At 69.8% G+C, this 15299-nt stretch carries 11 protein-coding genes and 1 pseudogene; 4 read left to right on the top strand and 8 right to left on the bottom strand.

The genetic code is table 11. From position 1 onward, the window contains the following. Positions 1-57 precede the first annotated feature (57 nt). Positions 58-747: a sensor histidine kinase gene (locus tag RAN62_RS18930; protein ID WP_305786013.1), complete on the top strand. Its 690-nt coding sequence runs from the start codon at positions 58-60 to the stop codon at positions 745-747. Then, positions 744-1414: pseudogene (locus RAN62_RS18935) on the top strand (response regulator). The gene RAN62_RS18930 and the pseudogene RAN62_RS18935 overlap by 4 nt, the downstream one beginning before the upstream one ends. A gap of 3 nt (positions 1415-1417) precedes the next feature. Here the strand turns inward: RAN62_RS18935 and RAN62_RS18940 are convergent. The 7 genes from RAN62_RS18940 to RAN62_RS18970 all read right to left on the bottom strand — a co-directional run bounded on the left by RAN62_RS18940 (position 1418) and on the right by RAN62_RS18970 (position 12694). Then, entirely contained in the window at positions 1418-4198 is a 2781-nt protein-coding gene (locus tag RAN62_RS18940; RefSeq protein ID WP_305786014.1) for a helix-turn-helix transcriptional regulator, read from the bottom strand. 190 nt (positions 4199-4388) lie between these two features. Continuing rightward, entirely contained in the window at positions 4389-4988 is a 600-nt protein-coding gene (locus RAN62_RS18945) for an RNA polymerase sigma factor (protein WP_305786015.1), read from the bottom strand. Positions 4989-5468: 480 nt separating this feature from the next. Next, entirely contained in the window at positions 5469-8435 is a 2967-nt protein-coding gene (locus RAN62_RS18950; RefSeq protein WP_305786016.1) for an alpha-mannosidase, read from the bottom strand. 51 nt (positions 8436-8486) lie between these two features. Next, entirely contained in the window at positions 8487-9728 is a 1242-nt protein-coding gene (locus RAN62_RS18955) for a glycoside hydrolase 5 family protein (RefSeq protein ID WP_305786017.1), read from the bottom strand. A 10-nt stretch (positions 9729-9738) separates the two neighbouring features. Beyond that, the gene (locus tag RAN62_RS18960; protein WP_305786018.1) at positions 9739-10554 is read right to left on the bottom strand and encodes a carbohydrate ABC transporter permease; all 816 of its coding nucleotides are present in this window, start codon (positions 10552-10554) and stop codon (positions 9739-9741) included. Further along, on the bottom strand, positions 10551-11429 hold the full coding sequence (locus RAN62_RS18965; RefSeq protein ID WP_305786019.1) for a carbohydrate ABC transporter permease: 879 nt from the start codon (positions 11427-11429) through the stop codon (positions 10551-10553). The genes RAN62_RS18960 and RAN62_RS18965 overlap by 4 nt, the downstream gene beginning before the upstream one ends. Beyond that, positions 11429-12694, bottom strand: coding sequence for an ABC transporter substrate-binding protein (locus RAN62_RS18970; RefSeq protein WP_305786020.1), 1266 nt, complete (start codon positions 12692-12694; stop codon positions 11429-11431). The genes RAN62_RS18965 and RAN62_RS18970 overlap by 1 nt, the downstream gene beginning before the upstream one ends. A gap of 163 nt (positions 12695-12857) precedes the next feature. On the opposite strand from RAN62_RS18970, the gene RAN62_RS18975 reads away from it, so the two are divergent. Both RAN62_RS18975 and RAN62_RS18980 read left to right on the top strand, forming a co-directional pair. Beyond that, positions 12858-13871 carry a LacI family DNA-binding transcriptional regulator gene (locus tag RAN62_RS18975; protein ID WP_305786021.1) on the top strand — a complete coding sequence of 338 codons (1014 nt, stop codon included), beginning with the start codon at positions 12858-12860 and terminating at the stop codon, positions 13869-13871. A gap of 38 nt (positions 13872-13909) precedes the next feature. Beyond that, positions 13910-14467 (top strand): hypothetical protein, encoded by a 558-nt coding sequence (locus RAN62_RS18980; protein WP_305786022.1) that lies wholly within the window; start codon positions 13910-13912, stop codon positions 14465-14467. Here RAN62_RS18980 and RAN62_RS18985 read toward each other — a convergent pair. Continuing rightward, positions 14464-15270, bottom strand: a complete 807-nt coding sequence (locus RAN62_RS18985; RefSeq protein WP_305786023.1) for a calcium-binding protein — start codon at positions 15268-15270, stop codon at positions 14464-14466. The genes RAN62_RS18980 and RAN62_RS18985 overlap by 4 nt on opposite strands. Positions 15271-15299 lie beyond the last annotated feature (29 nt).

The raw sequence follows: 15299 nt of genomic DNA on the forward strand, positions 1-15299 counted from the left end.
GCCGTCGCGCTGTGGGACATCGCCTATCCGATCCCGCCGGCGATCGGCGGGGCGCTCGTGACGATCGCGGTTCCGTGGCTGGTGGGAGATTCGGTGCGGACGCGCCGGCGACTGGCCGGGGAACAAGCCGTCCAGGCGGTCGTCGACGAACGGCTCCGCATCGCCCGCGAGCTGCACGACGTGGTGGCGCACCACGTGAGCGTCATGGGAGTGCAGGCCGGCGCGGCGCGGCTGTTCCTCGACGTCGACCCCGGCCGCTCCCGCGAGGCGCTGCTGGCCATCGAGGCGGCGGCCCGCGAGGCGGTCGACGAGATGCGCCACATGCTCGGGGTTTTGCGTACTGTCCCGGGCGACACCGCGCCCCAGCCCGGCCTGGCGGCACTGCCCGCCCTGGCCGATGGCTTCCGGGCCGCCGGCCTGCCGCTGGACCTGAAGGTGGAAGGCGCACCGCCGCCCTCGGAAGCCGCGCAGCTGTCGGTCTACCGCATCGTCGAGCAGTGCCTCACCAACGTCCTCGAGCACGCGGGCCCCGCCGTGACCACCGTCCGCGTGACCATGGACGATGCCCAGGTGGAGATCGTCGTCACGAACGGCCCGCCCGCCGCCAGTTTTTCAGGCCGGCCCCCGGGCGGTCACGGCATCGTCGGTATGCGCGAACGGGTGGCGCTCTTCGACGGCCGCCTGGAGAGCGGCCCGTTGCCCGACGGCGGCTATCGGGTGCGCGCTGTGCTCAGGCCGGCCGCATGATCCGCGTCCTGATCGCCGACGACCAGCCCCTCATGCGCGGCGCACTGAGCATGATCATCGGCACCCGGCCGGACATGGAGCTGGTCGCCGAGGCGGCCGACGGCCGGGAAGCCGTCACCCAGGCGGTCCGCCTGCGCCCCGACGTGGCCGTCCTGGACATCCGCATGCCCACCCTCGACGGCCTCGCCGCCACCCGCGAGCTGGCCCGCCTCGGCGCCGACGCCCGCATCCTCATCCTGACCACCTTCGACCTGGACGAGTACGTGACCGCGGCCCTCGCCGCCGGCGCCAGCGGCTTCCTGATCAAAAACGCCCCACCCGAAGACATCCTCGCCGGCATCCGCACCGTCGCCGCCGGCGAATCCCTCCTCGCCCCACGGTGACCACCCGCCTCCTGACCCGCTTCCGCGCCGCCGCCACCGCCGTCGACCCCGCCCGCGCGGCCACGCTCGCCCAGCTGACCCCGCGCGAGACGGAGGTGCTGCGCGGCATCGCCCGCGGCCTCACCAACACCGAGATCGCCACCGACCTCCACATCGGCGAAACCACCGTCAAAACCCACGTCTCCCGCATCCTCACCAAAATCGCCGCCCGCGACCGCGTCCAGGCCGTGATCTTCGCCTACGAAGCCGGCCTCGTCGCCCCCGGCACAGATCGGCGACAGTGATCCCTAGGGGAGTAGCTGCCGGGAGGCCGCCCCGCCGACCAGTTCGACGCGACGGCTGATGTCCAGCTTGACGAAGATTCTGCGCAGGTGACCGTCGACCGTGCTACGCGGGATGAACAGGGCTTGAGCCACTTGACTGTTGGTCAGCCCGTCGGCCACGAGCCGTGCCACGCGTAGCTCCGCGCTCGACAGCTCAGGCGAGAAGATCGGTGTGCCTGTTGCTGCGCTCGGCGCGGTCGTGCGCCACGAGCCGCGGGCATGCTCGAACCGATGCCGTGCGCCGTCCGCCCCGCATGTGATGACAACGCTCAGCGCCTCGTCGAACCAGGTTTCCACTCGTGCCGGGTTCTCGCTGCCGCTCCCCACGACGGCTGCGTCATGAAGAGCCGCGGCCATCGCCAGGCGTCGACCGGCCCGTCGGAACTCGCTCGCCGCTCGACGCAGCCGGGCGACGTCACCGTGAAGCAAGCCCGCCGCGTGAGCTGCCGCGCCCGCCGCGGAATGTGACGCGGGGTTGCGTCGGGCAAGGATGTGCGCGGCGTGAGCGACGGCGGCTGCGCGCCGGCGATCGCCCGCGGTCAAAGCCATGCCGACCAGGGTCGCAGCGGTTCCTGGATCCTGAACGAGCAGGGCGAGCCGGTCCGGCAAGGCTTCGTACAGGTCCTTGAGGAGCTCGTATGCGGCGTCGTCCTGGCCGGTGGCGTGCAAGTAGGTCGCCTCGGACCAGGCCACGTCCTCCGGAGCGGCGGTGATTCCGGTGGCGATCAGACTCCGCATGTGGATGAGCTGCTGATCCGCGGCGGCGAGATCGCCTCGCAGCACCGATGTCCGGGAGAGGGCGCCGAGCAACGGCACCGCCAGTTGGAAGGCGGTGAGCCGCTCGGCGACTTCCACGCCGGCCTCCGCCTCGGCGGCAGCCTCGTCGAGCGAGCCGAGGGCGGTCAGCAGGGCGGCCCGGTAGTAGTGCCACAGCGGCTTGTCCCAGGCGGTGCCAAGTGCGTCGGCCTCACGGTGGCCATGCAGGAGCGTGTCCCGGGCTCCGGCGAAGTCGTCGGTCGCGGTCTGTGCGGCGGCCAGCCAGATGCGTGGGTGACGGTGCCGGGCGTGCCCGCCGAACTGGTCGGCCAGGCGGGTGGCGGTGACTGCGTGGGCCAATGCGTCGCCTGTGCGGCCCTCCGTGTGAGCCGCGAGGCTGCGCGCGGTCAGTCCGAAGACTGCGGCGGCGTACTCGCTGCTGTTCCGGCCCAGCTCGTCGGCCTCAGCGCCATCGGTGTCGGCACCGGCCAGGTTGCCGGAGTAGACACGCGCGTGAGCGCGGATGGCGTGCAGGCTCGCGCGGGTGCCTGTGGTGATCGCGTCCAGCGCGAGTGCGCGGTCGGCGTACTCCTCGGCGGTCTTGTTGTGGCCGGCGTGCTTGCAGGCCTCCGCCAGCCCCAGCAGCAGTCTGGCCTCGGTCTCGGCCGTCAGGCCGGCGGCCAGGGCCTGCTCACCCAGGGCGCGAGCATGCGCGAGGCGGGCGGCGGAGGCGAGCAGGCTGACTGCTTCGGCCACCAGAGCTGTCCTGCGCGGGTCCTGCGCGTCGAGCGTTTCGAGGGCGTGCACCATGAGGTCGGCTGCGGTGGCGGGGGCGGCGACGGCGATCTCGCGTGCGGCGGTGCTGAGCATCATCGCGGCCTCGCCGGCGTCGCCCGGACCGCTCCTGAGCAGGTGCCCCGCGATCTCCGGGGCCGGGCGGTGCTCGTCCCGCGCGATGTCGGCGGCGATGCGATGCAGCCGTTCCCGTGCCCTGAGGGACAGCTTGCTCTGCACTGCCTGACGTACGAGGTCGTGGGTGAATGTCAGTACGCCGCCATCCTCGCTCAGGAAGTCGTCGGACACCTCCCTTACGAGTGGGAACAGCGAAGTGTCCGGACGACCGGTCAAGCGGCCTGCTGTGCTGATGTCGAACGGGCGGTCCAGCACCGAGGTGGCTCGTACCAGCCACCGGGCGCCCGGGGAGAGACTGGCCAAGACGCTCTGCACAGCCTCCACGAAGCTGGACGGCAACTCGTCACCCGTCACCGTGACGCGTCCGGCCTGGGTGAGGACCTGGTTGCCGACGCGCAGGGCCCGCATCAGCTGGGTGACGCGCAGGGGCAGACCTCCACAGTTACCGGCCAGAGCCAGCACGGTGTTGTCGACGTCCGCGCCGAGGACCTTCGCGCTCAGCTGGGCGATGGCTTCCTCGCCGAGGCGCGGCACGTCGATGGCCGAGGCCGCCGCGAGCCGGTCGAGGATCCGCGTGCTCAGGGTGGTGTCGTGGCCCGGCCGCACGGCCAGCAGCCAGCGTACGGGCGTCGAGGCGAGGGCCGGGACGAGCTCGCGGACGGCCAGAGCGCTCACCTCGTCCATCCACTGCGCGTCGTCGATCACGATTAGCAGCGGCTGCCGGGCGGCGAAATCCTCGAGTGCTGTGCGCAACCGGTCGATGGTCAGGAACGGCTTCTCGCTGCGGGGGCTCTCGAACAACCACTCGAACTCGGGCGCGCCGACCGTGCAGGAGCGCAATGCTGCAGCCAGAGTGACCAGGGGCGCGGCGAGGTCCAGCTTGAGCGCTTCGCGGGCGGCGGTGGCCACACCGAGCTCACCGGCCATGGTCACGGTGGTGCGCAGCAGGTGCGACTTGCCGACGCCGGCTTGGCCCCGCAGCACGAGGCATCCACCGGCCCCGGCGGCGGTGTCACTCAGCACATGACGCAGAGTCGTCAGCTCACGGTCACGGCCGAAGGTTTGTCCGGCCCCCATGCTGACGTACCTGGGGCTTGACGGAACCGGCCCCTCCGGCTGGGCCGAAGCCAAGCCCGCGGCGGCCAGGATCCGGTTCAACCGCCTGTCCACCTCGGAGGGGGATATGCCGTCGACCGCCCGGTCGACGAGATCGAACAACTCCCTGAACTCGTCACCCGAAACCCGTCCGGCCCGGTCAGGGGTGGGATCAGCAGTGTTCATCGGGCCTCCGCCCCCGCTTGCCGCCGTCGTTCTCTGCGGCCTGTTCTCGTTCGAGTTCCTTCATGAGCCGCAGCCGGGCTTCCATGAGGTTCTGACGTACCGCGTCCGAGGACCGGCCGAGCAAGATGGCGATCTCGGCGGGCTGGAATCCGTCGATCACGAAGCTCATCACTTCCCGCTGCTTCGGTGGCAGTCCGTCCAGAAGCTGCTTCACCCACTCGCTGTCTTCCCACAGCGTCAGGTGTGGGTCCAGCCGGCCCATCGAAAGGTCGGTCCCCTGGCACGCTTGCTGAACGCGCTCGCGGTCCAGTGCTTCCTTGTTCTTGATCCTGATGAGGTGCGAGATCGCGGCCTTCTGCGCGTAGGCCTGCGGGTGCTGAATCGCGCTCCACCGTTGCCCTACCTCGATCATCGCCGCTTGCGCCGCATCTTCGGCCTGATCCCCACTGGCCCCGAAATACATGACCGTTCGCAGCAGAGGCTGGTAACCCACCCGGAAGAACGCGACGAACTCGTCAGAGACAGACACCCGTGTACCGGCAGGCGGTACAGCAGCAGCTTCCACCGCGTCGTCGTCGGCATCCACTCGGGCTCGCTCCTGTGCTCGTAGCCGGGCGGCCGGATCGACGCCCTTGTCACTAGCCTTGGTTGGCGGACCGGGCCCGGCGTGAGGTCGGCGAGCAAGATTTTCTGTGCCACTGTCCCGTGGATCATCGCCGCCGGCCGAGGGCTGCCGTCACCGCCGCGATTGCCACCACGACCCCGGCCGAGATCAAAGTCACGGGGACCGAACTCGTCACCAGGAAAGTACCGGCCACGGCCGTGCAACCGCCTTGAAACGCCGGGACCACCGATCGAGTGGTGTGCTCCGGGGGTGACTCGAGCCTTTGATCGGCGGGACGAGTATCGGTGACCTTGCCGCTCATGACAGACCTCTTCCTCAGCGCCCGCTTGGGTGTTCACTGCTGTGGTCACCCGAGGCGCAGGAACGTGAGGTCGCCAACGATCTGAACGGTCACAGTGGCGAGCCTGCGGGTGCGCGCAAGGCACACCCGCAGGCGGTCGCTCAGCGGGTGAAGCGGAGGGTGCGTACCTCGAAGGCGGTGAGGGACAGGGCTACCTCGCCGGAGCTACCGATCTCCGCGGGCCCCTCGGGCTGCTCCAGCAGCGTGACCGTCGCGGCGCCCTTCACTGGAGTGTGGAGGGTCAGGGTGCCGGTGGCGCGGCGGCCCTGGGATTCGTAGACGCGGACGATCAGGTCGCCGCTGCGGTCGTTGGCGAGTTTGATGCTGGAGAGGAGGATGCTTTCGCTGTCCAGGGTGATCAGTGGGTCGACGCCGTGGTGGCCGGGCACGGTGCGGGGTGGGAGGTTCAGGTCGAGGCCGGCGGCGGTGGCGGTGGCGATGTCGGCGCCGATCACCAGGCCGTAGGTGGCGGTCTGGGGGCCCTGGTCGGTGGCCGGGTCGGGGAAGCGGGGCGCGCGCAGCAGGGAGAGCCGGACGGTGGTGGTGACGCCGGAGGGATCAGCGTCGCGGGTGAGGTCGTAGCCGTACGTGGAGTCGGTGATGAGGGCGGCGCCGAAGCCGGGCTCTTCGATGTGGACGAAGCGGTGCATGGAGGCTTCGAACTTGGCGGCTTCCCAGCTGGTGTTGGTGTGCGTGACCCGCTTCTGATAGCCGAACTGCGTCTCGGCGGAGACTTGCTCGGCGCGGATGTCGAAGGGGAAGGCGACCTTGAGGAACTTCTCCGTCTCCTGCCAGTCGATCTCCTGCTCGACCCGGAGTGTACGGCTGCCCGGCGCTAGGGACAGCGTCTGGCGGATCGACGACCGGGAGAAGGAGCGCTCCACCACGATCGACGCGTCGACGACGGTCAGCGCGTCGATGGAGCGGATGTCCGTCACGCGGTTGCGGTAGAAGCGGTCGACGTCCCAGGCGTCCCACATGTTCGGGAAGTCCTGGTGCAGCTGGAGCAGGTTGCCCGCCTGGCCGGGGGCGATGGCGTCGCGCCCGGTGGCCAGGTCGACCGCCGACGTGATCAGGCCCTCCGGCGAGACGGTCACCCGGACGATGCCGTTGTCGAGCACGAAGTCGTCCGGGGCAACCGGGCCCGGAATGTCCGCAACGGCAGCCCCGAGCGCCGCCACCCCGTGCCGCGCGAAGGGCGCCGCATTGAACACGATCGGCTGCGACCCATCGCCGGCCAGAGCGCGGCAGGCCGAGTCAATGATCGCCAGCGCCGCGGACGAGATGCGCGCATAGGCGGCCACGGCCTCCCGGTGCACCCAGGCGATCGAGGTGCCCGGGAGGATGTCGTGGAACTGGTGCAGCAACACCTGCTGCCACAGGGCGTCCAGTTCTTCGTACGGATAATCGAAGCCGGCCCGGACCGCGGCGCTCGCCGCCCACAGCTCCGCCTCGATGAGCAGGTGCTCGCTGCGGCGGTTGCCCTGCTTCGTCTTGTGCTGACTGGTCAGCGTGGCGCGGTGCAGCTCGAGGTAGAGCTCGCCGACCCACACCGGCGGGTGCGGGAGCTCCGACCGCGCCCGCGCGAAGAAGTCGTCGGGGTGCTCCCAGGCGACCCGGGCGCTGCCTTCGAGGTCGGCCGTGCGCCGGGCGCGGGCCGCCATCTCGCGCGTGGTCCCGCCGCCGCCGTCGCCCCAGCCGACCGGGGCGATCGACGTGGTGGCCAGCCTGTTCTCCTGGTTCTGGCGGGTCGCGCGGGCCAGCTCGGCGCCGGACAGCTGGGAGTTGTAGGTGTCCATGGGCGGGAAGTGCGTGAAGACCCGCGAGCCGTCGATGCCCTCCCACAGGAAGGTGTGGTGCGGGAACTTGTTGACCTGGTTCCACGAGATCTTCTGCGTGAAGAACCACTGGAAGCCGGCCCGCCGGATGAGCTGCGGCAGCGCGGGGGAGTAGCCGAAGCTGTCGGGCAGCCACACGCCCTGGCACTCGACGCCGAACTCCTCACGGAAGAACCTCTGCCCGTACGCGAACTGGCGCACGAGTGACTCGCCGGTCGGCATGACCGTGTCGCTCTCGACCCACATGCCGCCGAGCGGGATGAACCGGCCGTCCTGCACCGCCTTGCGCACCCGCTGGTAGACCTCGGGGCGGTGCTCCTTGATCCACGCGTACTGCTGGGCGCTGGACATCCCGTACTTGAAGTCGGGGTCCATGTCGATGAGCTCGGTCATGCTCGACGCCGTGCGGGCCGCCTTGCGGATCGTCTCGCGGACGGGCCACAGCCACGCCGAGTCGATGTGCGCGTGCCCGATCGCCGCGATCCGGTGGGCGCTGCGTTCCGCCGGCGACGCCAGGACGGCCTTCAAGCGATCTCGAGAAGAAGCCGCCGTGCCCGAAATGTCCTGCAAGTCCAGCACGTCGAGAGCGTCGTCAAGAGCTTGCAGGATCCGCATGCGGCGCGGCCCGGAGGCGGGCAGCTCGGCCTGCAGCTCGAGCAGCACGTCGATGTCCAGCGCCAGCTCGTAGACCTCCTCGTCGAGCAGCGCGAGGTCCATCCGGCGCGTGGTGTAGAGCGGCCGCTTCGACGACGTCTCGATGTCGCCTTCCTGCGTCGGCAGGAAAGGGTGGTAGTCGAGCAGCACCGGGTTGGCGGCCGCCTCGAGATAGAACTCGACGGTCTCCCCGGTCACCGGGATCCACTGGTTGCGCGGGTTGATGCTCTTTACCGGCGTGCCGTCGGCCAGATAGACCAGCGCCTCGCACTGGAAGCCCGGCATGTTGACGTCGAAGCCCAGGTCGACGAGCGCCTCGACCCGCTTGCCGTGCCACTCGGCCGGCACCTCGCCGCGCAGCCGGAACCACGTGGTGTTCCAGGCGGGACCCCACGGCGTGCCCACCTCGCAGGGCGAGTAGGAGAGCGCGAGTCCCTCGGCCGGCGGGATCGGCTCGCCCGGCAGGGCGTGGGCGGCGACCTCGAGCGGCACCGTGGCGGGGTGGACGGCGGGCAGGATGCGCTCGGCCAGGACGCGGGTCGCGCGTCCGACGGTCAGCTTGATGTCGTCGTGCAACGGGGGACCTTCCTCACAGGGGAGCGTGGATCGCGTGAACCGACCCGACGATCACGGGACGACGGCACCGGTGACGTCGCGAATAACCTCGATGCCGCGGGCCCGCAGCAGCGCGGTGTCGGAAGCCAGGGAGGCGAGCACGATTTGCGGCCCGGGCCGGTCGTCGGTGACGCGGGCGAGCCAGGCGCGGTGGAAGGCACCGGACGGCGAGGTGGCCGCCCGGTGCCCGGGCGCGAAGTCGTCGAGCAGGATCGCCTCGGATACAGGCTCCGGGGTGACCGCCGCCGATTTCAACTCCGCAATCGTGTCGCGGAACCGGGCGCCCGTCGGCTTGAGGGCGCCCGACGCGGTGAAGAGCCCGAGGTCGTACTCGAGCTCGGGGAAGTCCAGCAGGTCGCGGGACACGTCGTGGGAGCACCACCACGTGATGCCGGACACCCCGGCGACCGCGGCGGCGTGCTTCACAGTCTCCGCCAGGAACTCAGGGGTGTCCGCGGGGTCGACGACGTTCGTCGGGGCGCCGACCTCCTGCAGCCACACCGGGCGGTCCGCGTCGGTGTGCCACGCGGCGGCCAGCTTGATCAGGTATTCCGCGTGGCGCACCGAGCCCCGGCCCAGCCCGCCGTGGATCTGCGCGGTGCCGTTGAAGACCCACGAGTGCACGACGGTCTCGTCCCCGTGCGTCACGGCGTGCTGGGGACCGAACGGTTGCGCGTCGTCGTACCAGGCGGCGTCGTACATGGCGTGGGTGATCAATGTCCCGGCCGGAGCCGCACCGCGCGCGGCCGCGGTCAGCCGGCGCAGCCACGCGTCCGCACCGGCCGGGCCCACCGGGTGCGGCGTGGGATGCGGCGCGTGCGCGAACTGGTTGGTCTCGTTGCCGAGCGTGATCCCGAGCAGGTTGGGCCGGTCGGCGACGGCTTCGGTCAGCGCCCGTACGTAATCCGCGAGCGACCCCACCACCGCCGGGTCCGTGAACATGTTGCGCCGGTGCCAGCTCTCCAGCCACGCGGGCACGAAGTCGAAGCTCGACAGATGCCCCTGCAACGCGTCCACGTTCACGTCGAGCCCGAACTCGCCCGCGATGTCGACGACCGTGGCCACGTCCCGCAGCCCCTGACGCCGGATCAGCCCTCGGTTGGGCTGGATGTGCGGCCACAGCGGCAGCACCCGCACGTGATCGAGCCCCAGGCCCGCCAGCGCCGCGAAGTCACGCCGCACGGCCGCCGGGTCGAAGTCCAGCCAGCTGTGGAACCAGCCGGCCGAGGGCGTGTAGTTGACACCGAATCTCATGATCCCCATCTCATCCCTTGACGCCGCCCTCTTCGACGCCTTTGAAGAAGTAGCGCTGCAGCGCGCTGAACAGCACCGCGATCGGCAGGAAGGCGATCATCGTCCCCGCCGCGATCAGACGCTGGTCTTGCGTGAACGTGCCGGACAGGTATTGCAGGCCGACGGTGAGCGTGAACTTGTCGGGCGAGGTCAGCACGATCAGCGGCCACAGGAAGTCGTCCCACGCCGCGATGAAGGAGAAGATCGCGACCACGGCCAGGGTTCCCCGTACGGACGGCAGCGCCACCCGCACAAGCCGCTGCCACGCGTTCGCCCCGTCGACGATCGCCGCCTCGTCGATGTCGGCCGGCAACGCCCGGAACGCGTTGAACATCAACAGCACGTTGAGCGCCGAGATCATCGTCGGCAGTGCGACGCCGAGCAGTGTGTCCGCCAGCCCCAGGTCACGGATGGTCACGAACTGCGAGATGATCGTCACCTCGCCCGGCAGCACCAGCGTGGCCAGGAACAGCCCCAGCACGATGCCGCGGCCGCGGAACTTGAGGCGTGCGATCGCGTACCCGGCGAGGGTGGTGAAGATCAGGTTCCCACCCACCGTCAGTACGGCCACCAGCAGCGAGTTCCCGATGTAACGCCAGACCGGAATCGCGTCCGCCACCCGCGCGTAGTTGTTCAGGGTCGGCTGCTGCGGGACGAACGACGGGGTCGACGTGTAGATGTCCTCGCCGGCGCCTTTCAGTGACGTCGACAGCTGCCACAGGAACGGTCCCACGGTGATGATCAGGACCAGCACCAGCAGCACGTACCTCAAAATCTTCTCTTTCACCGGTCACCTCGGCTGTTGAGGCGGGCCAGCACGATCATCGGGACGACCGCGACCACGAAGAGCAGCACGCTCAGCGCCGAGGCGTAACCCAGGTCGCCGTAGAAGCCGCGCGCGTACTGCTGGATGAGCATGACCAGCGACGAGTCCTGCCCGCCGGGGCCGCCCGTGCCGGCCGTCAGCAGGTAGAGCTCGGAGAAGACGCGCAGCGCCGCGACACTGACCAGGATCGCGACCAGGAAGATCGTCCCGCGGACGCCGGGCACGGTCACGCTCCAGAAGCGCCGGATCGGGCCGGCGCCGTCCATCACGGCCGCCTCGTGCAGGTCCTTGCGGACGTTCCCGAGCGCGGCCAGATAGACGATCATGTAGTAGCCGAGGCCCTTCCACACGGTCAGGCTGACAGCGCTGATGATGATCAGCCAGCGGTCGGTGAGGAACGGCAGCGGCTCCTGCAGGATGTGCAACCGCTGGGCCAGGCTGTTGATGAAGCCGCGGTCGTCGAGCATCCACGTCCACATGAGACCGACGACGACCGCCGAGGCGATCACGGGTACGTAGAACGCGGTGCGGAAGAACGCGATGAACTTGAGCTGCTTCTCGACCAGGATCGCGATGAGCAGCGGCAGCACGGTCAGCAGGGGCAGGCAGATCGCCATGTAGACGACGCTGTTGAGCAGCGCGTCGGCGACCTGGCCGTCGTGCAGCATGTCGGTGTAGTTGCGGAGGCCCACGTAGTCGGCGTCGCCACCCAGCGGCTTGGTGTCGGTGAACGACAGCCGCAGGGTGTTGATCGAGGGCCAGATGCTGAACCCCAGCACCGAGATCAGTGCCGGGGCGACCAGCACCCACGGGGTGAACCAGCGGTGGGATCTCATTACTGCCGGGCGAGCATCTGGTTCATCTTGGTGACGGCGTCGTCGAGGGCCTGCTTGCTGCTCACGTCGCCCTTGACGGCGAGGGCGATCTGCTGGGCCAGGATCGTCTCCATCGCCGTGTTGACCTCGTACGGCTGGAGGCTCTTCGCGGTCTTGAGCTCCTCGAAGGCGAGCGCCCGCGCCTGGCCGACCGGCGTGCCGTCATCCTTCGAGAAGTACGCGTCCGAGGCCGACGCCGTCGTGGACGGGAACACGTTGACGAGGTGGCCGAACTTGTTCTGGTTGTCGGCGTTCGTCACCCACTCGGCGAGGGCCCGGGCCGTCGCCTTGTGCTTGCTCTTGTCCGAGACGCTCAGCCCCTGGACGTACAGGGGCGGGGTGTCCAGAGCCTTGCTGACCGCGACCTGGCCTTTCAGGCTGGGGTTGTCCTTCTCGAAGTCGGCGAGGCTGGTCGCGCCGCCGGTCGTCCACGCCACCTTGCCCTGCGTGAAGAGCTTCGAGTTGCCCTGGTAGTCGGTGTTGAGCACGGTCGGCGGCATGTAGCCGTTCTTGAACGCGTCGCGGTACTGGTCGACGATGCCGGCGGCCTGGTCGGTGTTGAAGACGAACTTCTTGCCGTCGTCGCTGAGCGTCGGGATGCCGGCGAGCGTGAAGTCGATGATGGTCGGCTTGCGGCTCATCAGGTACTCGTCGGGGCACTTGCTGTGCATGATCGCCGCCTGCGCGAAGAGCTCCTGCGTCGTGGCCGGCGGCTTGCTCGCGTCGAGCCCGCACTTGGCGAACTTGGTCTTGTTCCAGTAGTCCAGGTCGGTGTTGAGGTACCACGGGTAGCCGTAGACGCCGTCCGTGCCCTTGAACTTGTAGGCGTCGATCGAGCCGGCGACATACGTCGCGTTGACGTCCACGCCCGCGTCCTTGCTCACGTCGACGAGCAGGTCCTGCTGGGCCAGCGGCAGCGCGAAGTCCGGCGGCAGGTTGATCACGTCGGGCAGCGTGTTCGAGGCGGCCTGGGAGAGGACCTTGTCCGAGTAGCCGTCGCCGGGCTGGTCGAGCAGCTCGACCTTGGTGCCGGGGTACTTGGTCTCGAAGCCCTTGATGACCTCGTTGAGATAGTCGGTGAACTTGGGCGTGAGGGCCCAGGTCTGCAGCGTGACGGTGCCGGTGATCTCGTCGCTGCCCGAGTCGTCGTCGCCCGAGCCACCGCACGCGGCGAGTCCGAGGGCCACTGCCGTGAGAACGGCCACGGAAGCATGTCTGATTCGCATGATCACTCCAGATGCCATAGGTCTTCGTCGACCGTCCGGGTGTGGCGGACATCTCCCGGAAACGTCGGCGCGATCGATGCTCGTTAACTAAAGCGGTATAGTCAATGGCTGGCAAGAGAAAGTTTGTGCCGCTGCAGAGCTTCTAAACCGCTACAGTGGCGCCGTGGGAAATCGGCCGACCATCGCGGACATCGCCAAGCGCGTCGGGGTCTCGCCCGGCGCGGTCTCGTTCGCGCTCAACGGCCGGCCCGGGGTCAGCGAGCAGACCCGGGCGCGCATCCTCGAGGCGGCGCGGGAGATGAACTGGCGGCCGCACCGGGCGGCCCGGGCCCTGGGCGGCTCGCAGGCCGGCGCGGTCGGGCTGGTCCTCGCCCGCGACCCCCGCACGCTGGGCAGCGAGCAGTTCTACACCCAGATCCTCTACGGCATGCAGGACACGCTGTCGGCCCGCTCGTTCGCCGTGCAGATGCAGCTCGTCCGGGACACCGAGGCGGAGATCGCCCTCTATCGCGACTGGGCCTCCGAGCACCGCGTCGACGGTCTGCTCCTGGTCGACCTGCAGGTGGACGACCCGCGGCCGGCGATCCTCGACGAGCTGCGCCTGCCCTTCGTGACGCTCGGCTCGACCGGCGAGGAGGGCCGGCCCAGCGTCTGGGCGGACGACGCCGCGGCCATGATCACGATCGTCGACTATCTGGCGGCGCTCGGGCACCGGCACGTGGCCCACGTGGCCGGGCCGCCGATCTACCGGCACACCGCCCGGCGGGTCGCCGCGCTGCACGAGCACGCGATCCTGCGCGGCCTCGACGCCGGCGAGTCGGTGTCCACGGACTTCAGCGACGCCCAGGGCGCGGCCGCCACGCGGGCTTTGCTGTCCCGGCCGCAGCCGCCGACCGCGATCATCTACGACAGCGACCTGATGGCGGCGGCTGGTCTCGGGGTTGCGCTGGAGCTGGGCGTACGCGTCCCGCAGGCGCTCTCCATCGTGTCCTTCGACGACTCGGTGCTCACCCGGATCGTGCACCCGCAGCTGACGTGCCTGTCCCGGGACACGTACGCCCTCGGCGCCCAGGTGGCGGAGAGTCTGCTCCAGCTCGTGGCCGACCCCGCGACGGGGCACAGCATCCAGGCCGAGACCCCGCGGCTCGTGGTGAGAGGCAGCACCGCGCGTCCTTAGGCCACGTCCCGCCGCGGGTGCCGTACGTTTGACGGGCCATGGGTGTCATCGACCTGGACCTGCCTCCCGCCGCCCGGCCGCTCCCGGTCCGCCGCAGGCCCCGCGTCATGCTCGCCGTCGCCGGGGTGCTCGCCGCGGGCATGGTCCTGGGCGGCGCCGGCGTGTGGGCGTGGTCGGCGCACCACCAGCGGGCCGAGGTCGCCGTGGTGCTGCTCGCCGACGCGGGACCGCAGGCCAACGACGGCGGCGTGGGCGGCACCGTCCTGCACGGGCGGGTCACCGACGCGTCGCTCACCCGGCGCGTGGTCCTCGTCAACGCCGGCCCGCTGCCGATCGACGTGCGCGCTCTGGAGGCCGACCGCCCCGGCCTCACGCTGCACGGCACCGACCAGCGGAGCTGGATCCGGCCGGGTGAGTCGGTGCCGGTCGACGCGGACGTCCGGATCGTGTGCCGCCGCGGGCTGCCGATCAAGAAGCTGCCCGTACGCCTCACCGTCCGCACCGCCGACAACCGCGAGCGGACCGCCGTCACGACCCTCGACGCGGGCCAGTGGAACGAGCCGGCCCGCGTCGCTTGTGCGGGGGCTTTGCTCTAAAAAGTACGGCCTTCGCAGTTGACCTTCTTGTCGGGCTTGTCGCCGCGGCAGTCGTCCAAGCCCGGGCCGCCGTCCATCGAGTCCTTGGTGACCGGCGAGAAGTCCTCGTCGGCGAAGACGATGTCGTTGCCGTAACCGCCCGAGAGCACGTCCGCGCCCCGGTCGCCGCTCACGAAGTCGTCGTCGTTGCCGCCCCAGATGTGGTCGGCGCCGGCGTCACCGTTGATGTGGTCGTGGCCGTTGTCGCCGAAGAGCCAGTCGTTGCCGCTCTGCGGGTTGTGCGACTCCTCGATGATGTCGTCGTCGCCGTCGCCGCCGTGCACGATGTCCGAGCCGTCGCCGCCCCAGATCGTGTCGTTGCCGCCGTTGCCCCAGATCTTGTCGTTGCCGGTGCCCCCGGTCAGCCGGTCGCCCCGCGGCCCGCCGACGATGCTGTCCTGGCCGCTGCCGCCGTCGAGCGTGCTGCCCAGGCCGGACTTGTTGCTGGTCGAGTCGTTGCGGTCGTAGGTGTAGACGCGGACCCAGGTCGGGTCCTTCTTCGGCGTGCACCGCACCTTCGTCTTGTCGCCCTTGACCGCAGCGCATCCCTTACCGGCCTTGACCGCGACCACGTCGTCGATCGTGATCGTGCGCCCGGAGCGGGTGACGACGACTTTGTTCTGCTTGCCCGAGGCGGCCTTGTAGACGACCTTGGTGGTCTCCACGACCGAGGCCACCCCGGTGGTGGCGGCCTGGGCCGGCGTTGCCGTCAGAGCGGCGGCCGAAGCCGTGGCGAGCAGTGACCAACCGACGAAACGACGCACTTCCGCGTTCCTCCCCCGAGTCCGATGAA

Origin of the sequence: Symbioplanes lichenis (genome assembly GCF_030709675.1) — a bacterium.
Lineage (GTDB): Bacteria > Actinomycetota > Actinomycetes > Mycobacteriales > Micromonosporaceae > Actinoplanes > Actinoplanes lichenis.

Coding starts and splice junctions, on each gene's coding strand:
- RAN62_RS18940 (WP_305786014.1), bottom strand. CDS start 4,198: ATGGGGGCCGGACAAACCTTCGGCCGTGACCGTGAGCTGACGACTCTG.
- RAN62_RS18955 (WP_305786017.1), bottom strand. CDS start 9,728: ATGAGATTCGGTGTCAACTACACGCCCTCGGCCGGCTGGTTCCACAGC.
- RAN62_RS18965 (WP_305786019.1), bottom strand. CDS start 11,429: ATGAGATCCCACCGCTGGTTCACCCCGTGGGTGCTGGTCGCCCCGGCA.
- RAN62_RS18970 (WP_305786020.1), bottom strand. CDS start 12,694: ATGCGAATCAGACATGCTTCCGTGGCCGTTCTCACGGCAGTGGCCCTC.
- RAN62_RS18980 (WP_305786022.1), top strand. CDS start 13,910: ATGGGTGTCATCGACCTGGACCTGCCTCCCGCCGCCCGGCCGCTCCCG.